General features: G+C 55.3%; 22 protein-coding genes. 9 read left to right on the top strand and 13 right to left on the bottom strand.

All coding sequences use genetic code 11. From position 1 onward, the window contains the following. Positions 1-132: 132 nt before the first annotated feature. From ruvC to aspS, 4 genes are all read right to left on the bottom strand, one after another. Complete coding sequence (gene ruvC / locus GRPL_RS12150) at positions 133-654, bottom strand: crossover junction endodeoxyribonuclease RuvC (protein ID WP_004864044.1); 522 nt, start codon at positions 652-654, stop codon at positions 133-135. A gap of 154 nt (positions 655-808) precedes the next feature. Beyond that, positions 809-1,549: a YebC/PmpR family DNA-binding transcriptional regulator gene (locus tag GRPL_RS12155; protein ID WP_032687322.1), complete on the bottom strand. Its 741-nt coding sequence runs from the start codon at positions 1,547-1,549 to the stop codon at positions 809-811. Positions 1,550-1,610: 61 nt separating this feature from the next. Beyond that, complete coding sequence (gene nudB / locus GRPL_RS12160) at positions 1,611-2,054, bottom strand: dihydroneopterin triphosphate diphosphatase (RefSeq protein ID WP_032686918.1); 444 nt, start codon at positions 2,052-2,054, stop codon at positions 1,611-1,613. A 1-nt stretch (position 2,055) separates the two neighbouring features. After that, positions 2,056-3,843: an aspartate--tRNA ligase gene (gene aspS / locus GRPL_RS12165; RefSeq protein ID WP_032699340.1), complete on the bottom strand. Its 1,788-nt coding sequence runs from the start codon at positions 3,841-3,843 to the stop codon at positions 2,056-2,058. Positions 3,844-4,110: 267 nt separating this feature from the next. On the opposite strand from aspS, the gene GRPL_RS12170 reads away from it, so the two are divergent. From GRPL_RS12170 to cmoB, 5 genes are read left to right on the top strand one after another with little or no spacing between them, the layout of a single operon-like run. After that, positions 4,111-4,677: a hydrolase gene (locus GRPL_RS12170; RefSeq protein ID WP_032699338.1), complete on the top strand. Its 567-nt coding sequence runs from the start codon at positions 4,111-4,113 to the stop codon at positions 4,675-4,677. Continuing rightward, positions 4,674-5,492: a DUF72 domain-containing protein gene (locus tag GRPL_RS12175; RefSeq protein WP_032699337.1), complete on the top strand. Its 819-nt coding sequence runs from the start codon at positions 4,674-4,676 to the stop codon at positions 5,490-5,492. Before GRPL_RS12170 ends, GRPL_RS12175 begins: the two co-directional genes overlap by 4 nt. A 53-nt stretch (positions 5,493-5,545) precedes the next feature. Next, complete coding sequence (locus GRPL_RS12180; protein ID WP_004864064.1) at positions 5,546-5,941, top strand: MAPEG family protein; 396 nt, start codon at positions 5,546-5,548, stop codon at positions 5,939-5,941. A 39-nt stretch (positions 5,942-5,980) separates the two neighbouring features. Further along, complete coding sequence (cmoA, locus tag GRPL_RS12185) at positions 5,981-6,724, top strand: carboxy-S-adenosyl-L-methionine synthase CmoA (RefSeq protein WP_004864067.1); 744 nt, start codon at positions 5,981-5,983, stop codon at positions 6,722-6,724. Further along, positions 6,721-7,734: a tRNA 5-methoxyuridine(34)/uridine 5-oxyacetic acid(34) synthase CmoB gene (cmoB, locus tag GRPL_RS12190; RefSeq protein WP_032686914.1), complete on the top strand. Its 1,014-nt coding sequence runs from the start codon at positions 6,721-6,723 to the stop codon at positions 7,732-7,734. Before cmoA ends, cmoB begins: the two co-directional genes overlap by 4 nt. Before the next feature lie 88 nt (positions 7,735-7,822). Here the strand turns inward: cmoB and cutC are convergent, their stop codons facing one another. Together cutC and GRPL_RS12200 are read right to left on the bottom strand one after the other, a co-directional pair. Then, on the bottom strand, positions 7,823-8,566 hold the full coding sequence (gene cutC, locus GRPL_RS12195; RefSeq protein ID WP_032686913.1) for a copper homeostasis protein CutC: 744 nt from the start codon (positions 8,564-8,566) through the stop codon (positions 7,823-7,825). A gap of 75 nt (positions 8,567-8,641) precedes the next feature. Further along, positions 8,642-9,211 (bottom strand): VOC family protein, encoded by a 570-nt coding sequence (locus GRPL_RS12200; RefSeq protein WP_032686912.1) that lies wholly within the window; start codon positions 9,209-9,211, stop codon positions 8,642-8,644. A 230-nt stretch (positions 9,212-9,441) separates the two neighbouring features. On the opposite strand from GRPL_RS12200, the gene argS reads away from it, so the two are divergent. Then, a complete protein-coding gene (gene argS / locus GRPL_RS12205) occupies positions 9,442-11,175 on the top strand; it encodes an arginine--tRNA ligase (protein WP_032686911.1) in 1,734 nt (577 codons plus the stop codon). A gap of 245 nt (positions 11,176-11,420) precedes the next feature. Here argS and bglB read toward each other — a convergent pair whose 3' ends face one another. Together bglB and GRPL_RS12215 are read right to left on the bottom strand one after the other, a co-directional pair. Beyond that, entirely contained in the window at positions 11,421-12,560 is a 1,140-nt protein-coding gene (gene bglB / locus GRPL_RS12210) for a beta-galactosidase BglB (RefSeq protein ID WP_032699335.1), read from the bottom strand. Between the two features lie 4 nt (positions 12,561-12,564). After that, positions 12,565-14,148 (bottom strand): MFS transporter, encoded by a 1,584-nt coding sequence (locus GRPL_RS12215; RefSeq protein WP_032686908.1) that lies wholly within the window; start codon positions 14,146-14,148, stop codon positions 12,565-12,567. Between the two features lie 360 nt (positions 14,149-14,508). Here GRPL_RS12215 and uspC point away from each other — a divergent pair, with 360 nt between their 5' ends. After that, positions 14,509-14,937: a universal stress protein UspC gene (gene uspC / locus GRPL_RS12220; protein ID WP_032699333.1), complete on the top strand. Its 429-nt coding sequence runs from the start codon at positions 14,509-14,511 to the stop codon at positions 14,935-14,937. A 34-nt stretch (positions 14,938-14,971) separates the two neighbouring features. On the opposite strand, the gene otsA is transcribed toward uspC, so the two are convergent. From otsA to GRPL_RS12245, 5 genes are all read right to left on the bottom strand, one after another. Then, on the bottom strand, positions 14,972-16,396 hold the full coding sequence (gene otsA, locus GRPL_RS12225) for an alpha,alpha-trehalose-phosphate synthase (protein ID WP_032699332.1): 1,425 nt from the start codon (positions 16,394-16,396) through the stop codon (positions 14,972-14,974). Further along, on the bottom strand, positions 16,371-17,174 hold the full coding sequence (gene otsB / locus GRPL_RS12230; RefSeq protein ID WP_032686905.1) for a trehalose-phosphatase: 804 nt from the start codon (positions 17,172-17,174) through the stop codon (positions 16,371-16,373). The genes otsA and otsB overlap by 26 nt, the downstream gene beginning before the upstream one ends. Before the next feature lie 161 nt (positions 17,175-17,335). After that, positions 17,336-18,316, bottom strand: a complete 981-nt coding sequence (gene araH, locus GRPL_RS12235) for an L-arabinose ABC transporter permease AraH (protein ID WP_032686903.1) — start codon at positions 18,314-18,316, stop codon at positions 17,336-17,338. A 14-nt stretch (positions 18,317-18,330) separates the two neighbouring features. Then, a complete protein-coding gene (araG, locus tag GRPL_RS12240; RefSeq protein ID WP_032686902.1) occupies positions 18,331-19,845 on the bottom strand; it encodes an L-arabinose ABC transporter ATP-binding protein AraG in 1,515 nt (504 codons plus the stop codon). Between the two features lie 62 nt (positions 19,846-19,907). Continuing rightward, positions 19,908-20,888: an arabinose ABC transporter substrate-binding protein gene (locus GRPL_RS12245; RefSeq protein ID WP_032686901.1), complete on the bottom strand. Its 981-nt coding sequence runs from the start codon at positions 20,886-20,888 to the stop codon at positions 19,908-19,910. An 892-nt stretch (positions 20,889-21,780) separates the two neighbouring features. Here GRPL_RS12245 and GRPL_RS12250 point away from each other — a divergent pair. Together GRPL_RS12250 and GRPL_RS12255 are read left to right on the top strand one after the other, a co-directional pair. Beyond that, positions 21,781-22,284: a non-heme ferritin-like protein gene (locus GRPL_RS12250; protein WP_032686900.1), complete on the top strand. Its 504-nt coding sequence runs from the start codon at positions 21,781-21,783 to the stop codon at positions 22,282-22,284. 427 nt (positions 22,285-22,711) lie between these two features. Next, entirely contained in the window at positions 22,712-24,274 is a 1,563-nt protein-coding gene (locus GRPL_RS12255; protein ID WP_049267857.1) for an MFS transporter, read from the top strand.

Below are 24,274 nucleotides of genomic sequence, written 5' to 3'. Positions count from 1 at the left end.
AATACAAGCGGGGGTTGTTTTTCGAGAACGATGCCTCTGAGTCTGCCTATCACATGGAGCTCCTGCGTTAAGGGCTAAAGTATCTGCGGTATCATAAAAAAAGGCTGGATGAATATCCAGCCTGATTTGAGGTTATCGTAAGCGGCCACGCGCCAGATTGAGCCGCGTCTCGCTGATCTGAGCCGCGTTCTGACTGACGTGGCAGTGGGTAATGGCGATAGCCAGCGCATCCGCCGCGTCCGCCTGGGGGTTGGCGGGAAGCTTAAGCAGCGTGCGCACCATGTGCTGCACCTGGCTTTTTTCCGCGCTGCCGATGCCGACCACGGTTTGCTTAACCTGCCTTGCGGCATACTCAAAGACCGGAAGGTCCTGATTGGTCGCCGCGACAATCGCCACGCCGCGCGCCTGCCCCAGCTTCAGCGCTGAGTCGGCGTTTTTCGCCATAAACACCTGCTCAATGGCGAAATAGTCCGGCTGAAACTGGGTGATAATTTCCGTCACGCCAGCGTAAATCAGCTTCAGGCGCGACGGTAAATCGTCGACTTTGGTCCGAATACAGCCGCTGCCAAGATAGCTCAGCTGCCGCCCGACCTGACGAATCACGCCATAACCGGTAATGCGTGACCCCGGGTCAATGCCGAGAATAATCGCCATCACGCACCTCCGGTAATAACTAATCCCTGAGCCCCTGAATATTTCAGTTCACAGCCAGGCGGCCCTGCCGCGAATCCCCGGGAGCGTAGATTCACTCCCTGACCGGGGTGAGCGAGGAGAGCCAACACCGCTGTGGGCTGAAAGATTACGGGTATCACAGCGTTGCTGCGACCTCATCAGAGATCTCGCCATTATGATACACTTCCTGCACGTCGTCGCAGTCTTCCAGCATATCGATCAGACGCAGCAGTTTGGGCGCTGTTTCCGCGTCCATATCCGCTTTGGTTGAAGGAATCATCGATACTTCAGCCGCGTCAGCCTTCAGGCCAGCTGCTTCCAGCGCATCGCGCACCGCGCCCATCTCTTCCCACGCGGTGTAGACGTCAATCGCGCCATCGTCATAGGTCACGACGTCTTCCGCACCGGCTTCCAGCGCGGCTTCCATGATGACGTCTTCGTCGCCCGCTTCAAAAGAGATCACCCCTTTTTTGCTGAACAGATAGGCCACGGAACCATCGGTACCGAGGTTGCCGCCGGTTTTGCTGAAAGCGTGACGCACTTCAGCCACGGTACGGTTGCGGTTGTCACTCAGACATTCAACCATGACCGCGGTGCCGCCTGGGCCGTAACCTTCATAAATGATGGTTTCCATGTTTGCGTCTTCATCGCCGCCTACGCCACGGGCGATAGCGCGGTTCAGCGTGTCGCGGGTCATGTTGTTGGACAGCGCTTTATCCACTGCCGCACGCAGACGCGGGTTGGAAGCGACATCGCCGCCGCCCAGGCGCGCTGCGGTAACCAGCTCACGAATGATTTTAGTAAAGATCTTACCGCGCTTGGCATCCTGTGCCGCTTTGCGGTGTTTGGTGTTGGCCCATTTACTATGACCTGCCATAAAAAACTCTCCAAAAATGCCTGCTTCCCACAGCCTTTCGACCTGCAAACGGCTGGGAAGACTAGTCGGCGTTAATTACAAATTCTTCAATCGCCTGCCGGTTACTCCACGACTTGGTCAATGCGGCAGCGTCTGCCGCATTGACCCAGCGGTAATCCAGATGTTCCGTGAAGACAATCTGGCGTTCATGAGGGAGCGCAAGACAGAACCAAAACTCCGTATTGCGCTCAACGCCCGGCGCGTAGCGATGACGTAAATGAGAAAATATCTCGAAATCCACCGTGCGCTGACAGTCCATTAAGGTCAGCTGCTCATGAGCAACATCAATCGCGACCTCTTCCTTTACTTCACGCACGGCGGCTTGCGCTGCGGTCTCCCCCGCTTCCAGGCTGCCGGTTACCGACTGCCAGAAGGCGGGATCGTCGCGTCGCTGCAACATCAGCACCCGCTTCGTATCTTCGGCATAAATGACCACCAGAACGGAAACGGGAAGCTTGAATGACATCTTACTTATTCTCCGGAGACTCTTTTGTCTCTTTCGCCACAACCTGAATACCTAACTCGCCCAGGGAAGTCGGGTTAGCAAAGCTCGGCGCTTCGGTCATCAGACAGGCCGCGGCGGTTGTTTTCGGGAAGGCAATAACGTCACGGATATTATCGGTACCGGTCAGCAGCATGGTCAGACGATCAAGACCGAAGGCCAGACCCGCGTGCGGCGGCGTACCGTATTTCAGCGCGTCCAGCAGGAAGCCGAATTTTTCACGCTGTTCCTGTTCGTTGATGCCCAGGATGCCGAATACCGTCTGCTGCATGTCGCCATTGTGGATACGGACGGAACCGCCGCCCACTTCATAACCGTTGATCACCATATCGTAGGCGTTGGCGATCGCGGTTTCCGGCGCGGTTTTCAGCTCTTCCGCGGTCATGTCTTTCGGCGACGTGAACGGGTGGTGCATCGCGGTCAGACCGCCTTCACCATCATCTTCGAACATCGGGAAGTCGATCACCCACAGCGGCGCCCATTTGGTTTCGTCGGTCAGACTCAGGTCTTTACCCAGCTTCAGACGCAGCGCGCCCAGCGCATCGGCAACCACTTTCTTGTTGTCGGCGCCGAAGAAAATCATGTCGCCATCCTGGGCGCCGGTGCGCTCAAGGATCGCCTCAACGATTTCTGCGGTGAGGAATTTCGCTACCGGGCTGTTGATGCCTTCGAGACCTTTCGCACGCTCGTTAACTTTCATGTAAGCCAGGCCTTTCGCGCCATAGATCTGCACGAACTTGCCATACTCATCAATTTGTTTACGGGTCAGCGCAGCGCCACCCGGCACGCGCAGCGCAGCGACGCGCCCTTTGGCATCATTGGCCGGGCCGGAGAAGACGGCAAACTCCACAGCCTTCACCAGGTCGGCAATATCGACCAGCTCCATCGGGTTACGCAGATCCGGCTTATCAGAACCGAAGCGGCGCTCGGCTTCCGCAAAGGTCATCACCGGGAATTTGCCCAGATCGACGCCCTTCACGTCCAGCCACAGTTTGTGAACCAGCTCTTCCATGACTTCACGCACCTGCGGCGCGGTCATAAAGGAGGTTTCCACATCGATCTGGGTGAATTCCGGCTGGCGATCTGCACGCAGGTCTTCGTCACGGAAGCATTTAACTATCTGATAGTAACGGTCAAAACCGGACATCATCAGCAGCTGTTTAAACAGCTGAGGAGACTGCGGCAGCGCGTAGAATTTGCCTTTGTGCACGCGGCTCGGAACCAGATAGTCACGCGCACCTTCCGGGGTCGCTTTGGTCAGCATCGGGGTTTCGATATCGAGGAAACCGTGATCGTCCATAAAGCGGCGCACGAAGCTGGTGATTTTCGCACGGGTTTTCAGGCGCTGAGCCATTTCCGGACGACGCAGGTCCAGGTAACGGTATTTCAGTCGCGCTTCTTCGGTGTTGACGTGATTGGAGTCAAGCGGCAGCGCTTCTGCACGGTTGATGATCGTCAGCGAAGAGGCCAGCACTTCGATGTCGCCGGTGGCCATCTCGCTGTTGACGTTTTTTTCGTCGCGCGCGCGTACGGTACCGGTGATTTGGATGCAAAACTCATTGCGCAGTTCGGAAGCCAGCTTTAACGCCTCCGCACGATCCGGATCGAAAAACACCTGCACGATGCCTTCGCGGTCACGCATATCAATGAAGATAAGGCTACCAAGATCACGACGACGGTTGACCCAACCACACAGAGTCACCTGCTGCCCCACGTGGGACAGACGTAGCTGTCCGCAATATTCTGTACGCATGAGATATCCCTTAACTTAGCCGCAGGCGGATTGTGCCTGCCTCGCAGGCGACGGAGTCGCAGCTTTAGCTGAATGTCACAACTGAATGAAAAAAGGCGGCCATTATAATAGAATTTCCGCCGCACGATAAGCCCGATGCAGTTTGTACGTTGCTTTGCTGTACGCTTATTGCCTGTGCTCACAAAAATTAACAAAAATTGTTACCCATGAGCCGGATCGGCAACGGTATTGTAACGGTCAAACCACAGAAGAAGATACGGGGATACCATGTTAGAACTCAATGCGAAAAAAACTGCGCTCGTTGTCATCGATCTGCAAGAGGGTATTTTGCCCTTCGCCGGCGGGCCGCATCGTGCCGATGACGTGGTAACGCGCGCAGCCCGTCTGGCCGAAAAGTGCCGTCAACAAGGCTCGCCGGTCATCATGGTCCGCGTCGGCTGGTCCGCTGATTTTGCCGAAGCGCTGAAACAGCCGGTTGACGCGCAGGCCGGCGGGCACGCCCTGCCGGACAACTGGTGGGCCTGGCCGCAGGCGCTGGGTAAACAGGACGGCGATATCGAAGTCACCAAACGCCAGTGGGGCGCCTTCTATGGTACCGACCTCGAACTGCAGCTACGCCGTCGCGGTATTGATACCATTATTCTCTGCGGCATCTCCACCAACATCGGCGTTGAATCCACCGCGCGTAATGCCTGGGAGCTGGGCTTCAACCTGGTTATCGTCGAAGACGCCTGCAGCGCCGCCTCAGCCGAGCAGCACCAGGGCAGCATGACCCATATTTTCCCGCGCATCGCCCGCGTGCGCAGCACCGAGGACGTTCTCTCCGCCTTATGATTTATATCGGGCTCCCGCAATGGTCGCACCCGAAGTGGGTGCGTCTGGGCATCACCAGCCTTGAAGAGTATGCTCGCCATTTTAACTGCGTAGAGGGCAATACCACCCTTTACGCCCTGCCGAAGGCGGAAATCGTCGCCCGCTGGTATGAGCAAACCCACGATAATTTTCGCTTCTGCTTTAAATTCCCGGCCACCATTTCGCATCAGGCCGCCCTGCGCCATTGCGACGACTTGAGCCACGAGTTTTTTACTCGTCTGGCGCCGCTGGAAACGCGTATTGGCCAGTACTGGCTGCAGCTGCCCGCCACCTTTGGCCCCGGCGACCTCCCTGCCCTGTGGCACTTTCTCGATACTCTGCCGACCTCATTCACCTATGGCGTCGAAGTGCGGCATCCGGAGTTTTTCGCCAAAGGGGACGCCGAAAAGGCGCTCAATCGCGGGCTGCATCAGCGTAACGTGAATCGCGCCATCCTCGACAGCCGCCCGGTGCATAGCGCCGTCGCGCGAAATCCGGCCATGATCGACGCCCAGCGTAAAAAACCCAAGCTTCCGGTTCATGCCGTGGTCACGGCGGGGAATCCGCTGGTTCGCTTTATCGGCAGCGATGACATGGTCCACAATCACCGGCTGTTTGGCGTCTGGCTGCAGACCTTAGCCAAATGGCGTCAGTCGACAACGCCCTATTTATTTCTCCACACCCCGGACATCGCACAGGCCCCGGAGCTGGTCAGCACGCTTTGGGAAGATTTACGCCGGGTGATGCCAGAGGTCGGGAGCGCACCGTCAATTCCGCAGCAAACCGCGCTTTTCTGATATCCTGCTATGCTAATCGGAGCCATCTCAAAGAGTGAAAGGGAGTTTTTTGTATGGTCAGCGCGCTGTACGCGGTGTTGGGTGCGTTATTGCTAATTAAATTTTCTTTTGATGTTGTACGTCTGCGCACGCAATACCACGTCGGGTATGGTGACGGAGGGTTTAGCGAACTACAGGTTGCTATCCGCGTGCACGGCAACGCCGTTGAGTATGTCCCCATTGGCATCATCCTGCTGCTGTTTATGGAGATGAATGGCGCGCAGAACTGGATGGTGCACGTCTGCGGTATCTTGCTGATTGCCGGACGACTGATGCACTCCTACGGTTTTCACCACCGGCTTTTCAGCTGGCGTCGCTCCGGAATGAGCGCCACCTGGTGCGCCCTGTTGCTGATGGTGCTCGCGAATCTGTGGTATATGCCCTGGGAGTTGGTTTTCTCCTTACATTAGCGCACAATACGCCGTTTTCGTTTTTTCGGGTTTAACGTTATGTCTCACCGCGATACGCTTTTTTCCGCGCCGATTGCCAGCCTCGGCGACTGGACCTTTGATGAACGGGTTGCTGAAGTCTTCCCGGATATGATCCAGCGCTCCGTGCCCGGCTATTCCAATATCATTTCTATGATCGGCATGCTGGCTGAACGCTTCGTTCAGCCCGATACCCAGGTTTACGACCTCGGCTGCTCGCTTGGAGCGGCAACGCTCTCTATCCGGCGTAACATTGCCCACCCTGGCTGCAAAATTGTCGCGGTGGATAACTCTTCGGCGATGGTCGAACGCTGCCGTCGCCACATCGATGCCTATAAAGCGCCAACGCCGGTCGAGGTTGTGGAAGGCGATATTCGTGATATTACCATCGACAACGCCTCCATGGTGGTGCTGAACTTCACCATTCAGTTTCTGGCCCCCGACGAACGCCAGGCCATTCTGGATAAGGTTTACCAGGGGCTGAATCCCGGTGGCGCGCTGGTGCTGTCCGAAAAATTCAGTTTTGAAGATGCGCATGTTGGCGAACTGCTGTTCAACATGCATCACGACTTTAAGCGTGCCAATGGCTACAGCGAACTGGAAATCAGCCAGAAGCGCAGCATGCTGGAAAACGTCATGTTGACCGATTCGGTCGAAACGCACAAAGCCCGCCTGCATAAAGCCGGGTTTGAACATGCCGAATTGTGGTTCCAGTGCTTTAACTTTGGTTCACTGGTGGCGGTGAAATCAGAGGAAAAAGCATGATCGATTTCAATCATTTTTATCAACGTATTGCCCTCAGCCCGCTATCTCACTGGCTGGAGACACTCCCCGCCCAGGTAGCGGCCTGGCAACGGGAAGCTCTGCACGGCAAATTCCGCGAGTGGGAACGGGCCGTAGAGTTTCTGCCGGAGCTGGCTCCGTATCGCCTGGACCTGCTGCATAGCGTCACCGCCGAAAGCGAAACGCCGCTAAGTGAAGGCCATCGGCTGCGCGTAGAGAATCTGCTGAAAAACCTGATGCCCTGGCGCAAAGGGCCATACTCGCTGTACGGCGTGAATATCGATACCGAATGGCGTTCTGACTGGAAATGGGAGCGCGTATTGCCGCACCTCTCCGATCTGACCGGACGCACGATTCTCGACGTTGGCTGCGGCAGCGGATATCACATGTGGCGCATGATCGGCGCCGGCGCGCATCTGGCGGTCGGGATTGACCCGACGCAGCTGTTTTTATGCCAGTTTGAAGCGGTGCGTAAGCTGCTGGGTAACGATCAGCGTGCCCACCTGCTGCCGCTGGGCATTGAACAGCTTCCGGCACTGAACGCCTTCGATACCGTCTTTTCGATGGGCGTGCTGTACCACCGCCGCTCGCCGCTCGACCATTTATGGCAGCTCAAAGATCAGCTGGTCGACGGTGGCGAACTGGTGCTGGAGACGCTGGTGGTTGAAGGGGATGAAAATACCGTTCTGGTCCCGGGCGACCGCTATGCGCAGATGCGCAACGTCTACTTTATTCCGTCGGCCGCGGCGTTGAAAATGTGGCTGGAGAAGTGTGGATTTGTCGATGTGCGGATTGTCGATGTCTGCGCCACCACCACCGAAGAGCAGCGCCGTACCGAATGGATGATTACGGAGTCACTGGCTGACTTCCTCGACCCCGACGACAGCGGTAAAACGCTTGAAGGTTACCCGGCGCCGGTGCGCGCGGTGATTATTGCCAACAAACCCGAAACCCAGCAGTCGCTGGCGAAAAAGTCAGCCGGCTGCAAATAAAGGTCAAAAAAAGACCCCTGTTGAAATTGCAGGGGCCTGGTACGGGCAATCATCATATTGGGCGACATGATGTGCAGCAAAAAACGGTTTAACTTCTCTGCGCAGAAATGATTTGCTTCATTTCTGCCACCGCTACGCCATTAACGGCATAGCGCGAATATTCATCTGCGTCGGCATCGGCGGACATCGACAATCCGGAATGACGGAAGCGCATTGGCGATGGCACCCAGTGCCCGGCTGAGCTGTGGACTTCTTTTACGCCAGCCTGAAGAAACTTCGCCAGGTTGGCCGCTCGAACACCTGCACCAGCCATAATGGTTGGAGTATCCCCCAGGGCAATAAGTTCCGTAATTAATGAAAGACCTTTTTCCGCGCTGGCCTGCTGACCCGATGTCAGGATACGGGCCACGCCGGAATCGGCCAGCGTGCGATAAGCCTGATACGGATCCGCACACATATCAAAAGCCCGATGGAACGTGACCGCCAGCGAACCGGCCGCCGCCATGATTTTTTGCATGCGCGCGATATCGACCCGACCATCCGCATCTAACACGCCGATGACCACGCCGGGAAAACCCAGCTCCCTGACCGTCACCACATCATCGAGCATCGCCGCAAACTCGCTCTCGGTGTAGCAAAAATCACCGCCGCGCGGGCGAATAATCGGATGCACCGGAATGGTCACCGTTTCGCGTACTGTTTTCAGCACACCCAGCGACGGGGTTAATCCCCCTTCATGTGGCGCGGCGCAGAGCTCAATGCGATCGGCACCACAGCGCTGCGCCTCTTGCGCACAGGCCATGCTGTAACAGCAGACTTCCAGTAGCGTCATTTCCTTCTCCTTTACGCTGCGGGCAACACAGCATGTCATGATTTATCCGTTCAAAAACCGCGTCGCTTCACACTGTTACGCATCAGATTGTTCGCTGGCGACAATTTGCTCAATTGACCACGGGTGAAATTTAATCGTGACGCTGCCGTCCGTCACCGCCAGGGTCGGGTTTGGCAGCCGTTCGCGCTCCCCTTTCGGCGAGCTGGTTTTGACAAAAATCCCCGGCTGACTTAACCCCTCATCAGACAGCAGCGCCAGCGCACGAGCATTGAGCGCATCCGCCTCCCCCGGCAGCACGATTTCAACGTGCTCCCATCCTTCATGCGGATAGCGCTTTTCACCCGGCCACGGCAGCTCAACCACGCTGAAACGCCAGTGGGCCACCGCAACCGGCTCATCCAGTTTGAACAGGCAGATAGGTCGACCGTTGATGGTGTTTTCCGACAGCAACGTGCCGCATTGTTCAAAACCGCGACGCCAGCGCTCCGCCGTGGCGTTTTGGTGACAGCGCAGGGAAATATGGTCGGCATCCAGCGGGGCGATATCCAACCCAAGTCGCCTGGCCAGACCGCTTAACGCGTCGGTGAAACGCGGCAGATCCGCGGAAATATCGTTAAGCTCATCAATTTGCTGCCAGTTTGCCATATTGCACCTCAATGCAGGTCAAAGGGGGGTAATTTATCGCGTTTCCCGGCGGCGACCAACCGGGAATCTTCTGTCGGGTTCGTCGAGTGGCTATTCATTAAGCGTGCCGCCCGGCAACGCGCGCGCGGTGCTGACGCATGGGCGCAAATGCAGTATACTCCTGCCCTAATTTGTCCACATTCCGGCGCCGCCCCGCAGGGGTTATAGCGCCTTAAACGTAAGGTATTCCGGTGAATATTCAGGCTCTTCTCTCAGAAAAAGTCAGCCAGGCCCTGATCGCGGCAGGTGCGCCTGCCGATTGCGAACCTCAGGTCCGCCAGTCAGCAAAAATCCAGTTCGGCGACTATCAGGCCAACGGCGTGATGGCAGTAGCGAAAAAGCTGGGTATGGCGCCGCGACAACTCGCAGAGCAGGTACTGTCTCATCTCGACCTTAACGGGATTGCTAACAAGGTTGAAATCGCCGGGCCCGGCTTTATCAATATTTTCCTCGATCCGGCCTTTTTAGCGGAAAATGTGAACAGCGCGCTGGCGTCAGAGCGTCTGGGCGTCGCCCGGCCGCAGGCGCAAACTATCGTCGTTGACTACTCCGCGCCGAATGTCGCCAAAGAGATGCACGTCGGCCATCTGCGTTCCACCATCATCGGTGACGCTGCCGTCCGTACGCTTGAGTTCCTCGGTCATAAGGTGATCCGCGCGAACCACGTGGGCGACTGGGGCACTCAGTTCGGTATGCTGATCGCCTGGCTGGAAAAACAGCAGCAGGAAAACGCCGGTGAAATGGCGCTGTCCGATCTCGAAGGCTTCTACCGCGATGCCAAAAAGCATTATGACGAAGATGAAGTCTTTGCCGAACGCGCCCGTAACTACGTAGTAAAACTGCAGGGCGGCGATACTTACTTCCTGGAGATGTGGCGCAAGCTGGTTGACATCACCATGACCCAAAACCAGATTACCTACGATCGTCTGAACGTCACCCTGACCCGCGATGACGTAATGGGTGAAAGCCTGTATAACCCGATGCTGCCAGGCATTGTTGCCGATCTGAAAGCTAAAGGTCTGGCCGTCGAGAGCGAAGGCGCAACCGTGGTGTTCCTTGATGAGTATAAAAACAAGGAAGGCGAACCGATGGGCGTCATCATCCAGAAAAAGGATGGCGGCTACCTCTACACCACGACCGATATCGCCTGTGCGAAGTATCGTTATGAAACGCTGCACGCCGACCGGGTGCTCTACTACATCGATTCCCGTCAGCACCAGCACCTGATGCAGGCGTGGACGATCGTGCGTAAAGCGGGCTATGTGCCGGAATCCGTGCCGCTGGAACATCACATGTTCGGCATGATGCTGGGCAAAGATGGTAAGCCGTTCAAAACTCGCGCCGGGGGTACCGTGAAGCTGGCGGATCTGCTGGATGAAGCGCTGGAGCGCGCGCGCCGCCTGGTGGCCGAGAAGAATCCGGACATGCCTGCCGATGAGCTGGAACAGCTGGCCAATGCGGTCGGTATTGGCGCAGTGAAGTATGCCGATCTGTCCAAAAACCGCACCACCGACTACGTATTTGACTGGGATAACATGCTGGCGTTCGAAGGCAACACCGCGCCGTATATGCAGTATGCCTATACCCGCGTGCTGTCCGTCTTCCGTAAAGCGGAAGTTGACGAGCAGGCGCTGGCTGCGGCGCCGGTGATCATTACCGAAGCGCGTGAAGCGCAGCTGGCCGCGCGCCTGCTGCAGTTCGAAGAGACGCTGACCGTTGTGGCCCGTGAAGGAACGCCGCACGTCATGTGCGCCTATCTCTACGATCTGGCCGGCCTGTTCTCCGGTTTCTACGAGCATTGCCCGATTATCACCGCCGAGAGCGATACCGCACGCAACAGCCGTCTGAAGCTGGCGCAGCTGACGGCCAGAACCCTGAAACAGGGCCTGGATACGTTGGGTATTGAAACCGTCGAGCGGATGTAAGTCAGACGGGTGATTTGTTGCCCCGGCAAGCCGCGCGCCGCCGGGGAATTACCTGATGGCGCTGCGCTTATCAGGTCTGCAATCGTTTCACCTGGCATCGACGCCGTCGAACGTCGCTAAGAGCAAAACCCGGCCATGGCCGGGTTTTTGTATGCGGTTTTGTCACCCCGGCAAACCGTGCGCCGCCAGGGAAATGCCTGATGGCGCTGCGCTTTTCAGGCCTGCAAGGACGATCAAATCCTGTCTTAGAAGTATTTGCGCAAATACTCCGTCAGACACAGGATCGCCATTGCCTGACCATACGGCATCGAGGTCAGCGGGATCTCACGATAAAAATCGAGATTGCCGCCCATCCCGGTACCAAACGAGGTCTGCAACAGCTCGCCTTCCGGGGAGATATTTTCCACCACCCCGCGAATCGCCTTCTCCGCCACCTCGGCATACTCCGCAGCAACATAGCGCTTACGCACCGCTTTCAGAATGCCATAGGCAAATCCGGCGGTGGCCGATGCTTCCAGGTACGAGTGCGGATCGTCCAGCAGCGTATGCCACAGGCCGCTGTCATCCTGACATTTTGCCAGCGCGGCAATTTGCGCGTTCAGCACCTGGATCAAATAGCGTCTGACCGCGCTGTGCTCAGGTAAATCAACCAGTTCCAGGAAATCGGGGATCACCATCGTCAGCCAGCTGTTACCCCGTGCCCAGCGAGCGCGGGCGAAGTTATGCTGACCGTCATAGCTCCAGCCGTGAAACCACAGCCCGGTTTCCCTATCCATCAGGTTCTGAACGTGAAGTAAAAACTGATACACCGCCTCTTCCACATACTGCGGACGATTGAGCAATTTTCCGATTTTAGCCAGCGGCAGTACGGTCATCATCAGCGTATCGTCCCACATCTGCTGATGGTTCTCTTCCGCCAGCGTGATGTGCTGCATTCCCCCATGCTCCGTGCGCGGCATCTCATGCATCGCCCACTCCGCCCAGCTCTCGAGCCAGGGCAGATATTCCGCTCTCCCGGTCTCTTCATAGCGCCAGGCCAGCGTCAGGAATGGCGCCATAGTATTCACGTTTTTCGTGGTCGCCCCTTCGGCGAAGCGGTCGGCAAACCAGCTGTCGATAATATCGCGCATCGCCGCATCTCCGGTCTGCTGGTAGTACTGATGAATACCGTACAAACCTACGCCATGCGTCCACTCCCAACCGGCCCACCCTTTGGTATCAATGACCCGCCCGTCGTCCAGCCGCAGCAGAAACGTCCCCGCGTCATCCCGAATATTGACCAGATTATGGGTCACTTTTTCGATCAGCGACTGCAGTTCATGGCGGCTGATAAAATGCGCCGGCTGACGCAGTAACGGGCTATGTTTGACAGGCCACACCTTCATCTCTCTACCCTCTGTTGTATGTCGATTTCATTTCAGCACCCTGCTTCAGCGATGGCGCGGCAGGTTTGTTGCGGTTCAGATAACCAATATTGTTATTTCCCCACAGCGTGTCGTACGGCATGCCGGCCAGCATCTCAACCACCGCGCGATCTTCCGCTGTCGTCAGCTCTGGCTGTGCGCAGCCCGCCCGACGCATTTTGAGCGTCTCCGCCCGCAGCACGCTATGCGTGGCAAGATTGAGCTTGAAGCGCAGGGAGACCAGGAAACCGCAGGCCAGCACCAACAGCGTGCCTACGCTTAGTATTAACAGGATGGTATGGCTCACTTCATAGGGCTGGGTCTTCTGCCCGGAAACAAACCCGGAGAGCTGCATAATAATGCCCACCAGCATAACCGCACCGGCCTGAGAGGCTTTGCGCGTCAGGGTCATAATGCCGGCAAAAATCCCTTCCCGGCGTTGTCCGGTAATGACCTCATCCACATCCGCGATATAGGTGTAGGTATTCCATGGCACGTAGTTGATTCCGCCACGACCCAGTCCCGCGATGGCAGAGACCAACAGCAGCAGCGAGTAGACATCGCTCAGCCCGGCGTAATAGAGAATCGCGTAGGACAATGAGCTCAGACCAAATAGCACCACCACCATACGATAGGAAGGGGCGGGCCCGAAGCGAATACAGAGCGGAATCATGGCGATAACGGCAATAAACTGGAAGATAGCCATCGTGCCCAGCAGGTTGGACGCCATTGAGGCCTCCTGCATCAGCACAAACACCACGTAGTAGGTAAAAACGGCATTAAAGACGTCCTGGGCGATATAGCCGCCAAGGTACATCCCCAGGTGCTGGCGGAAAATCTTAATCCGCAGCGTCGAACTCAGCTCAATAAACAGGCGGTTGAGGCTCTGAGCCAGAGACAAATGGCGCTTCTCTTCTTCCGCCCGCAGTGCGGCCTCCGACCACTCTTCCCGCGGACGTTCCCAGGTAAAGAACCAGACGAAAGTCAGCATCAGCGCGCACAGCACGGAGAACACGAGACTTGCGTAGAAAAAGGAAACCGCATTGTCCTTTCCAAACTGGGTCAGCAGAATGCCCGGCAGGAATGACGCCAGAATGGCCGACATCTGCGCCATCGAAATACGCGCGCCGGAGAATTTGGTTTTTTGTTTAAAATCATCCGTCATTTCCGGTACCAGCGTTTCATACGGCACCAGAATCATGGTGTAGACGATATCGAACAGCAGATAGGTGAGCAGGTAATACCAGAATCCCATATCGCCAACCCACATGATGGAGTAGCTGAACACGCAGGGGATGCCGAGCAGAATAAAGAATTTACGTCGGCCAAAGCGTTTGCCGAGCCACGTTGTGCCGAAGTTATCGGTCAGAAAGCCCATCAGCGGGCTGATCACCGCGTCCAGCACCCTTGCCGTGGCAAAAATCAATGTTGCTTCAATGGGGGAAAGGCCGCAGAAGGTGGTGTAGAAGTAGAGTAGCCAGGCCGCGGTCAGTGCGGTTGTCCCGGCGCCAAGGAAGTCGCCCGAGCCATAGGCCAGATAATTAACTAAACCGATTTTACGTGTTTTCATCGCCGTAAATCCTGTGTCTTTTTTTTAGTGAACTCCGACAAGCTTTCTGGCTTAGCCAAAAGGGAGTGGATACACGGCTACAGTAGAAGTATAGGAAAAGGGTTACCTTTTCATTTTTGCCAGCCCGCTCCCGTCCATGGCAAAAATACAAAGAGTCGACGGACAGGCATCACCTATTTATAAAACGACATTTCCTTTATAACAAAACGCATGACCAAAAATAAAATCTGGCAGGCAAAAACGTGATTTATCTCCACCAGAAATCAGTCGTTTAATGTGTGATGAACAGGTCTTGCGGGAGATAAAAAATGAGAGTAAAGAAAGTATGAAGGGTTATTTCGCGTATCTGAAGGAGGCCTGATGTCTTATTCTCATCTGCTCGTTGCCGTCGCCCCAACGCCGGAAAGCCGCGTGCTTATCAATAAGGCGGTCTCGATCGCACGCCCGCTGGATGCCAGAGTCAGTCTGATCACGCTGGCCACCGACCCGGAGTTATATAACCAGTTTGCTGCGCCAATGCTGGAAAACCTGCGGGACTTGATGCATGAAGAAACGCGAGATTTTCTCTCCGGACTGGCGAAAGAAGCCGATTACCCTATCGACAACGTGACGATCGCCAGCGGCGAACTTAGCCACCACATCAAGGATTTTTGCCGGCAGCATCGCGTGGATCTGGTGATATGCGGCAATCATAACCACAGCCTGTTTTCGCGCGCCACCTGCTCGGCGAAAAGCATCGTCGGCAGCAGTGGCGTAGACGTTTTACTGGTCTCCCTGGAAAAAGGCTGACGCCTTTGGCGTCAGCCTTTTTCCTCTCACCGCGCTACGCCAGTTTGGGGAAAGTCGAGACTTTGCGTTGCAATCGGCTCTCCTCACTACGCGGTTCTACCTGCTGCAAATCGCTGATAAACCGCTCCTGCCAACGATGAATATCGTTATCCTTGATTACCGCCAGCATCTCCGCATGACGCGCAATGCGCTCCGCCAGCGGCATCGTCAGACCGCGATCCAGCGCCGCGGCCACTTCGTCGCGATCGTAGGGATTGACGATCAGCGCACTGGTCAGCTCATTCGCCGCCCCGGCAAACTGCGACAGGACCAGCACACCGGGGTTCTGCAGATCCTGGGCAGCAATAAACTCTTTTGCCACCAGATTCATGCCGTCGCGGAGAGGCGTCACTAACCCGACATCGGAATAGCGGAAGATCTTCATCAACAGTTTGCGTTCAAAATGTTGATTCAGGTAGTACAGCGGCGTCCAGCCCAGCTGTCCGTACTGGCCATTGATTCTGCCGCTGGCGGTCTCCAGCTGGTGGCGAATATCCTGATAGGCCTGCACTTCGCCGCGGGAGGTCGGCGCAATCTGCGTATAGCGGATCTTGCCATGATGCTGCGGGTATTTCTCCAGCAGGGCTTCATAGGCGAGAAAGCGCTCCGGCAGGCCTTTAGAGTAATCCAACCGCTCGACGGAGAAGATATTTTTTACCCCGTTAAGCTCGCTTTTCAGCTGTGCCAGTTTGGGCGGCAGCGGCCCTTTCGCACTTCGTGCAATCTCGTCAGGATCGATGCCTATCGGGTAAACCTCGGTGCGGAAATGTTTGCCCCATGCCTCATGGTGTCGACCCTCTCGCGTCACCACCCGGGTCTGTAGCGAGACGCTATCAAGAAACGCCAGCCTGTCGTTATCGGTCTGGAAGCCAAGCAGATCGTAGTCACAGAGCTGCTCAAGAAGCTCGGCATGCGGAGGCAGCGCGTTAAAAATCTCAGGCGTCGGGAACGGAATGTGCAAAAAGAAACCGATACGGTTATTGACCCCGAGCTTGCGCAGCTCGCTGGCAAAAGGCAGCAGATGATAATCATGAATCCACAAAATATCATCGGGCTCAATCAGCGGCAGAAGCTTTTTCGCCAGGTTGGCATTGACCCGCAGATAGCCGTCCCATGACGGACGCTGGAAGTCCACCAGATCCAGGCGATAGTGGAATGCGGGCCACAGCACGGCGTTGGAAAACTGGTTGTAGTATTCGTCATGATCCCGTTCATTGAGCGTAAACGAGGCCCAGGTGATATTGCCTCGCGTCACCGTGTTTAGCGGCTTCTGGTCATCCCCAATTTCTCCGCTCCAGCCAAACCATAATCCACCGGCGGCCTTCAGTGCGCCCAAAATACCCACGGCCAGGCCACCCGCGCTGGCCTTTTTATCATCCGGTGGCGCAATACGATTAGATATTACGACTAAGCGCCCCATAACCCTCCCTCCTGTCATTTTGCGCATCAGGTTGTTGCTTATTATTTGCGATGCTGATTAACCAATGCTGAACGGCCGCGACATCCGGCAGACGCCATTGCGCCTGGGTGTCGCCCTTGCCCACTTTTACCGACATGCCGCCGAGTTGATTCACGACGCTGAACCCGGCTTCGTCCGTCAAATCGTCGCCAACGAATACCGGTTTGCGCCCCTGAAACGGCGCCTCCTGCATAAACGTCGCAATCGCTTCCCCTTTATTAACCCCACGCGGCTTAATCTCCACCACGCACTTACCCAACTGCAATGCGAGGATGGGGTAACGTTTGACAATCCCCTGCGCCAGCGACAGCGCCGCGCTCTGGTACGCCGGCGCCTGGCGATAGTGCAGCGCAAACGCCATGCCTTTGTGTTCCAGTTCACACCCCGGCATCGTCTCCAGCGCCGCCCGCAGCTGCTCATCCAGTTCCCGGAGCAGCGCATCAGGAAGCGTGACGATGTGCGTTTTACCATTGATATCGCGGCGTTCTGCCCCGTGAACACCGGCCAGCGGCAGCCGGTATGGATGGGTAAGCGCATCAAGCTCAACCATTGAGCGCCCTGAAATCAATGCCACCGCCCCACTATGCTGGTGCGCAAGCTGCCGCAGCGCCTGAAGCGCCGGTGTGGGGATAACAACCTGATCGGGATGAGGTTTGATATCGGCAAGCGTGCCGTCGAGGTCAAAGAAAAATGCATGATGTTCGGTTGGCACAGGCGGTACAGATATCTTGTCAGCCACCCTGTTCTCCTCCTTTCATGGCCAGCGCAACGCTGGTTGTTAACGGATTGTTAGCCATGTAAGTATAGACAGTGTGACCGGGATCGCCATTTTTGATAGCTATCGCCAGCGCAGCGGGCGCTGGCGATAATCAGGGATTAGACTAAAAGGTTGGGGGATTATTAAGCAGCCCGTTTTGCTTTTTGTTTATAACGGTCGAAGATAACCGCCGCCAGCAGAATCACCCCGCGCACCACGTACTGAGAGAACGGCGAGATATTGAGCAGGTTCATGGCGTTCTCTACGGTGCCGAGGATCAGGATCCCGGCGACCACATAAGAGATCTTGCCGATCCCGCCTTTCAGCGACACGCCGCCGAGCACGCAGGCTGAAATGACGATCAGCTCATAGCCAATCGAGGTCATCGGCTGGCCGCTGGTCATACGCGAGGCGAGAATGATCCCCGCGGCGGCAGAAACCAGGCCTGAGATCACGAAAATAATGATTTTGGTCCGCACCACCGGCACCCCCGCCAGCCGGGCCGCCTCTTCATTGCCACCGATAGCCAGCGTATTGCGGCCAAAGGTGGTTTTGTTGAGCAGTAAACCAAAAACAATCAGGCAGGCGACGGTCAGCCAGATGGGAGCCGGCAGGCCAAACCAGTTGGCATAACCTAAGGTAAAGAAGCGCTCATCTTCAATGCCGACCGCCTTCCCGTCGGAGATAATATACGCCAGGCCGCGCACAATCTGCATGGTGGCCAGCGTCGTGATCAGGGCGTTAATTTTCAGCCGGGCAATCACGAAGCCGTTAACCAGCCCGCTGATTGCCCCCAGCAGCAGACCGGCGGCAATCCCTATCCACATGCTTTCCGTCAGATTAATCACCACTGCCGTGGTTACGCCGGCGCAGGCGATGACCGATGCCACCGACAGATCAAAATCCCCGGATGCCAGGCAAAACAGCATGCCGCAGGCCACCATACCGGACATTGAAATCGCCAGCCCCAGCCCTTTCATATTGATAAACGAGGCAAAATTGGGCACAAAAATCACGCAGCCGATAAACAACACGGCAAAAACAACCAACATGCCAAACTGATCCCAGATTCGGGCAAAGCTCAACGAAGTCTGGCGGGCATTAGGGGTAGTAACAGAGGACATCATTGACTCCTTACTCAGGCGACCGCCTGGCTCACTTTTGGCATCGCAAGGCTTAACGCCTGCTGTTCATTGGCATCGTCATGCAGCAGTTCGCCCGCCACCTCACCTTCGCGCATCACCACGATACGATCGGCCACGCCGAGCACTTCGGGCAAATCGCTGGAGGCGAAAACGACGGCGACACCGGAGGCCGCCAGGGCATAGATGACGTTATAAATTTCATGCTTCGCGCCCACATCAATGCCGCGGGTCGGCTCATCCAGCAGGATCACTTTCATCTCTTCCGACAGCCAGCGTCCCAGAATCGCCTTCTGCTGGTTGCCGCCGGAGAGATTCATAATCAGCTGTTCGGGGCCAGGGGTTTTAATATTGAGCGACTGAATATGCCGATCGGCGTTGTGCGCTTCCCAGCCGTTGTTAATGATGCAGCCCGCGTGAATATGCCGGCGACGCGCGCTGATATTGATATTGTCGCGTACGGAATGGACCGGAATAATGCCCTCCGCTTTGCGGTCTTCCGGGCACAGCATCATTCCGGCCGCAATGGCCTGTGCCGGTTTGCGAATATCGATCGCCTGCCCGTCGATATACACCTGACCGCCGGTAATACGGGTTCCGCCAAACAACCCTTTCATCAGCTCGCTGCGCCCGGCCCCGACCAGCCCGAACAGGCCGACGATTTCCCCGCTGCGCACCGACAGATCTACCGGCGTGCGGACGCCGGGCGCTTTGACCTGCTGCAGGCGCAGACGCTCTTTGCCATACTCACGCGGTTTCCAGCCGTAAACATCGCCCAGCTCGCGTCCGACCATCGCCTGCACCAGCGCGTCATGACTCACCGCCTGCATATCATCGAAGGTGCGTACGTAGCGGCCATCTTTAAATACGGTGATCGCATCGCTGAGCGCAAAAATCTCCTCCATGCGGTGCGAAACATAAATAATTACCCGCCCTTCCTCGCGCAATTCGCGGATAACGCGAAACAGATGGTCGATCTCGCGCGCCGAAAGAGAACTGGTCGGTTCATCAAAGGCGATAACCTTTGCGTTACGGGTGAGCGCCTTGGCAATCTCTACCATCTGCCACTGGCCGATAGAGAGGTATTTCAACGGCGTTTCCGGGTCGATATCCAGCCCCAGATGTTCCAGCTGCAGCCGCGCTTCGTAGTTGAGCAGCGAGCGGTTCACTAACCCGTACTTATGCGGGATTTGGCCGAGGTAGATATTTTCCGCGACGGTCATTTCCGGAATCAGGTGCAGCTCCTGATAAATAATTGCCACTCCGGCGTTAAGCGCTTCGGTGGTGTGGCTGAATACGCGCGGCTGGCCACCTATCAGCAGGTCGCCGGCGGTGGGGATATAGTTGCCGCTGAGAATCTTCAGCAGCGTCGATTTTCCGGCACCATTTTCCCCCATCAGGGCGTGGATCTGTCCGCTGTAGCAGTCAAAGCTAATATCGGAGAGCGCCTTAACACCGGGAAAGGTCATGGTAATGCCGCGAAATGAGAGATAAGGGGTAGACTGTTGCATAACAACTCCGCTCTTCTATGCTCAGCCTCCCACAGCGTGCGGGAGGCACGGTCAACCAGGCCTTACAGCCCTTTTTTCGCCAGCTCTTCTTTGAAGTTGTCGCGCGTGATCAGCACCACATCGGTGACCGCCGTGAATTTCGGCGGTTCTGCGCCTTTGGTCACCCAGTTGTAGAGCATCTCGCTGGTTTTATATCCGTGGATATCCGGGCTAGGCAGCAGAGAGCCGTAGAAACCGGTCGCCTGCGCTTTAGAGAGTTCGTTAACCGCATCCACACCATTAATGCCAATGCCAATCACATCTCCGGCTTTAAAGCCCTGACCTTCGGTGGCGCGCACGCCGCCCAGCACGGTATTGTCATTCATCCCCACGATCAGCCAGTGCTTCACCTGAGGATGCTGTACCAGCATCGAGTTACCGGCGTCGAAGGCGCCCGGAATATCGTTGGATTTAGTCGGAACGCGGTAGATCTGTTTGTCCGGGAAACCGGCCGCTTTCAGCGCATCGATGGAACCCGTGGTACGGCGACGGGCGGTATCGAGTTCATCGGCGGTAATCGCCATCACGCCGGTATCCTTCACATCCCAGCCGCGTTTTTGCATCTCTTTGTACAGCTCCTGACCCTGACGGGCGCCAATTTCACTGGCGGCCATCATCACCAGCGGTACGCTCTCCATCGGTTTACCTTTCGCATTAACGAACTGGTCATCGACGGTGATGACTTTCATATCGTATCCGCGCGCTTTGGCGACAATCGCCGAGCCGAGCTTCGGGTCAGGTGTGCAGATAACGAAGCCTTTTGCCCCGCTGGCCGCCAGGCTATCGATGGCATTGAGGGTTTTCTCACCATCCGGGACCGCAATTTTAATCACCTCAAAGCCCAAATCTTTGCCGGCCTTATCGGCAAATTTCCACTCGGTTTGAAACCAGGGTTCTTCCGGTTGTTTCACCAGAAATCCGAGTTTAAGCGTTTCAGCCATAGCTGATTGTGACATAACCGCAGCGAGACCGATCGCCGCCAGCGCTTTAGTAAATTTGTGCATGGTAAACTCCAGCTTTATTTCGCTTTTCTGTAGGGAAGTATCGGACTTAATTTTTTTATCGGACGTAAAACAAGGCATTAGAAAAATTGCACACCGCACTGCCGTTGTTCATTAAGTAATAACCGGAAATCAATTCTCCATACGAGAGCATTATCACATCGCGGAATTACAGTAATTGCGTGCATAGATTTAGCGAAAAATGACATAAAAAAAGAGCCAATTGTCAGACAATTAGCTCTGCATATAGCAATATTATCCATATCATCAGCAGACTTATCCTTGTGGCTACCGCCGTCCCCCTTTCAAGGGATTTGCCGAAAGCGCTGCGCCCCCTTCTTCAGCCGTTTCCCTTAGCGATTCGACTTCTCACAAGATGAAATATCGCTCAGGGGAATTTTATTACCGTTAATAACAGAATATACCTCATCCCCCCATTTATCTGCTCCTGTAAAAATGACGTCACTGCCCTTTCCCGTGATTTCTTTTTTACCGAATGGTTGATGCGACATGACCGAATTATGAATCCAGGATTAAATTCATATTTAATTAATATGTCGTAGACATCATCCATATCACAAAAAATGCCGGCAAAATAAATTCAATAAAATCATAATGATATAAGCATTTAAATCAAAGAACAGACAAAGACAACACACTTTATAAGGATGTTGTAACGAAACGTAAACAGACGCACTTGAGAGTTTTCTTAGTCTACTATTAAGGGTATTCTATATATATCGGCAGGCGCTAATTAATTACCGATACACATAGGGAAAGTGCAAATTCATTATTTTGCCGACAATGTTACGCGTAAAGAGTCTCGCATTTTATCGTTCACCGGCGAAGATTCCCGACGCGTGAATGATATCTCCAGCTTAATAAGGATATTTTTATGGTCGTTCCAGGAATGGCTCAAAAACTCAATAATCAGATGAACCTTGAGTTTCATGCCTCAAATTTATATCTGCATCTCAGCGAATGGTGCGAACAGCACCGTCTGAACGGCACCGCCATCTTTTTGCGCTCCCGGGCACAATCGCACGTGACGCAGATGATGCGCGTATTCGATTTTATGAAGACCGGCGGAAACTGGCCGATCGTCAAAAACGAAGGCAGTTACCACCATAACTGTCACTCCCTCGAAGATCTGTTTACCACCACTCTGGCCGATTATGAACAGCGTAGCAGCATGCTGTCCGGGCTGACCGAAGAAGCTAAAGCGCAATGTGACGACACCACCTGGCGCTTCCTGACGCTGCTAGAGAAAGAGCAGCAGCAGGACGGCGTACTGCTGCAAAGCGTGCTTGAAGAGGTCCGTAATGCGGATAAAGCCGGCCTGGGTATGCTGCAGACCGATCGCCGCCTGCTCAGTCTGGTGACACGTCGCCAGGATTAAGGCCGCAGCGGCGGGCACCACATCCGCCGTTCCCTCCGTGAGGCTCAATCCTGAGGGAACGGCTTCAGCGCCGCATGATAGTGCTCACCCTGACTGACGTAACCGCATTAACCCCGCGCGGGGATGTCCTGCAAACGCTTCTGGCCACAGATCCGCATCGCGGATAAACGGCACAAGGTAATCCATCCCCCGCTTCACGCCCCCGACCATCGTGAATAACGTTCCAGCGTTCGCTATTTCTAAACATCATTTCCAGCGCTCAGGCGCCGTTCTTATTCCTGAAAGGCATTAAAAACTTTTAAGCCGATCGCATTCCTGCCCCAGGAAAGCGCGCAGCGGATGATTAGTGACGACGATCACTTTTCGTCATCGACTTTAAGAATATAAAAACAGCGTTTCAAAAATTTAAAACATGGGGTTTATATTAATGGCAAGATACGCGGCTTCAACCTCACAAGGGTTGCAGGGAAGACCGATTTTGTTACGCCATCAGCTCGCCTACGGCGGCGGTAATTTGCTGGGGAGCGGCGCGCTGGCGATCAGCGGCGCCTGGTTACTTTATTTTTACACCACCTTCTGCGGACTGACGCTGATTGAAGCGTCGTTTATTTTTTCCGTCGCCAGCATCATCGATGCGATCAGCAACCCGTTAATGGGTTACCTGACCGATAACTTCGGTAAAACGCGGCTCGGCAAACGCTTTGGACGCCGACGTTTCTTTTTATTGATCGGCATACCGCTGATGATGTTTTACCCGCTGCTGTGGGTTGAGGGGCTTGGTTTCTGGTACTACCTCTGCACCTACGTCGTCTTTGAGATTATTTATACCTCAGTCATGGTGCCTTATGAAACCTTAGCCACTGAAATGACCGACGACTTCTCATTACGCTCTAAACTGACCGGCTATAAAGCCATTTTCGGTAAGCTCGCCAACTTCCTCGCGGCATTCATCCCTGGTCAGTTTATCCTGTTGTACGGCAAAGACTCCGCCACACCGTTCTTCCTGACCGGGCTGACCTACGGCGCTATTCTGATTATCGCCATCTCCTGCCTGTGGTTTTGCAGCTGGGAGCGTCCGCGTGAAGAAGAAGTTCGCGTGAGCGAGAAAAAAGGCCTGTTCTCGACCCTGCTGATGCTGGCGAAGGATATGCGTTCGACCTTCTATCTACGCGTGTTCCGCAAACATCTTGGGATGTATCTCTGCGGTTTCGGCGCAGAATGGCTGTTTGCCTCGATCTTTACCTACTTCGTTATCTTTGTCCTGCAGCACGATCCGGCGATGGTTGCCGGGCTGAACAGCCTGAACTCGATTCTGCAGCTGCTCTCTACGGCGCTGTTTATCGGCCTGTGCGTGAAAAAGGGGTTCAGCAAGCCCTATATTCTGGCGCTGAGCATCGTGATTTTCTCCGTGTTGCTGTACACCTCGCTGTGGTTTTTCCATCTGCCTGCCCATCTGGCAACCATCCTGATGTTTGGGATCACGGTGCTGTTTGGCCTGGGTACCGGCGGCGTGTACTACATTCCATGGACCGTTTACACCTTCCTCGCCGATGTTGATGAGATCTATACCGGCCGCCGTCGCGAAGGGATTTACGCGGGTGCCATGACCTTCTCCGGAAAAATCCTGCGTTCGATTATTGTCTTCACGATGGGAGCCATTCTCAGCTTCTACGGGTTCCAGTCTAAAGCGCATACGCAACCAGAAAGCGCCGTGACCGCCATTGCGGTGGTGTTCTGTAGCGGCGTGATCCTGCTGGCGCTGGCGGCCATTGTCTTCAGCAAGCAGATGAAACTGGATCGCAAAGCGCACCTGGTCGTACTGCAGGAAGTGGCGCGGATTAAAGCCGGCGGTAAGGTTAGCGATATCCCGCCCGATGTGCGCATCATTGTGGAGGATTTAGTCGGCCACCGTTATGAAGAGTGCTGGGGCAACAGTAAGCTCTTTAAGGATCAGCAGCCGGCGCCGGCAAGGACCGCTATCTCTCATTAA

This window comes from Klebsiella planticola ATCC 33531, from assembly GCF_000735435.1.
In the GTDB taxonomy this organism is placed as follows: domain Bacteria; phylum Pseudomonadota; class Gammaproteobacteria; order Enterobacterales; family Enterobacteriaceae; genus Klebsiella; species Klebsiella planticola.
The sequence above is the reverse complement of the archived record's forward strand: the minus strand, read 5'-3'. Positions and strand labels throughout refer to the sequence as shown.

Coding starts and splice junctions, on each gene's coding strand:
- cmoA (WP_004864067.1), top strand. CDS start 5,981: ATGTCTCACCGCGATACGCTTTTTTCCGCGCCGATTGCCAGCCTCGGC.
- otsA (WP_032699332.1), bottom strand. CDS start 16,396: ATGGGGCGCTTAGTCGTAATATCTAATCGTATTGCGCCACCGGATGAT.
- GRPL_RS12180 (WP_004864064.1), top strand. CDS start 5,546: ATGGTCAGCGCGCTGTACGCGGTGTTGGGTGCGTTATTGCTAATTAAA.
- aspS (WP_032699340.1), bottom strand. CDS start 3,843: ATGCGTACAGAATATTGCGGACAGCTACGTCTGTCCCACGTGGGGCAG.
- GRPL_RS12255 (WP_049267857.1), top strand. CDS start 22,712: ATGGCAAGATACGCGGCTTCAACCTCACAAGGGTTGCAGGGAAGACCG.
- GRPL_RS12200 (WP_032686912.1), bottom strand. CDS start 9,211: ATGGCAAACTGGCAGCAAATTGATGAGCTTAACGATATTTCCGCGGAT.
- GRPL_RS12250 (WP_032686900.1), top strand. CDS start 21,781: ATGGTCGTTCCAGGAATGGCTCAAAAACTCAATAATCAGATGAACCTT.
- bglB (WP_032699335.1), bottom strand. CDS start 12,560: ATGAAGGTGTGGCCTGTCAAACATAGCCCGTTACTGCGTCAGCCGGCG.
- nudB (WP_032686918.1), bottom strand. CDS start 2,054: ATGTCATTCAAGCTTCCCGTTTCCGTTCTGGTGGTCATTTATGCCGAA.
- GRPL_RS12215 (WP_032686908.1), bottom strand. CDS start 14,148: ATGAAAACACGTAAAATCGGTTTAGTTAATTATCTGGCCTATGGCTCG.
- GRPL_RS12170 (WP_032699338.1), top strand. CDS start 4,111: ATGTTAGAACTCAATGCGAAAAAAACTGCGCTCGTTGTCATCGATCTG.
- GRPL_RS12175 (WP_032699337.1), top strand. CDS start 4,674: ATGATTTATATCGGGCTCCCGCAATGGTCGCACCCGAAGTGGGTGCGT.
- araH (WP_032686903.1), bottom strand. CDS start 18,316: ATGTCCTCTGTTACTACCCCTAATGCCCGCCAGACTTCGTTGAGCTTT.
- ruvC (WP_004864044.1), bottom strand. CDS start 654: ATGGCGATTATTCTCGGCATTGACCCGGGGTCACGCATTACCGGTTAT.
- GRPL_RS12155 (WP_032687322.1), bottom strand. CDS start 1,549: ATGGCAGGTCATAGTAAATGGGCCAACACCAAACACCGCAAAGCGGCA.
- araG (WP_032686902.1), bottom strand. CDS start 19,845: ATGCAACAGTCTACCCCTTATCTCTCATTTCGCGGCATTACCATGACC.
- GRPL_RS12245 (WP_032686901.1), bottom strand. CDS start 20,888: ATGCACAAATTTACTAAAGCGCTGGCGGCGATCGGTCTCGCTGCGGTT.
- cmoB (WP_032686914.1), top strand. CDS start 6,721: ATGATCGATTTCAATCATTTTTATCAACGTATTGCCCTCAGCCCGCTA.
- uspC (WP_032699333.1), top strand. CDS start 14,509: ATGTCTTATTCTCATCTGCTCGTTGCCGTCGCCCCAACGCCGGAAAGC.
- cutC (WP_032686913.1), bottom strand. CDS start 8,566: ATGACGCTACTGGAAGTCTGCTGTTACAGCATGGCCTGTGCGCAAGAG.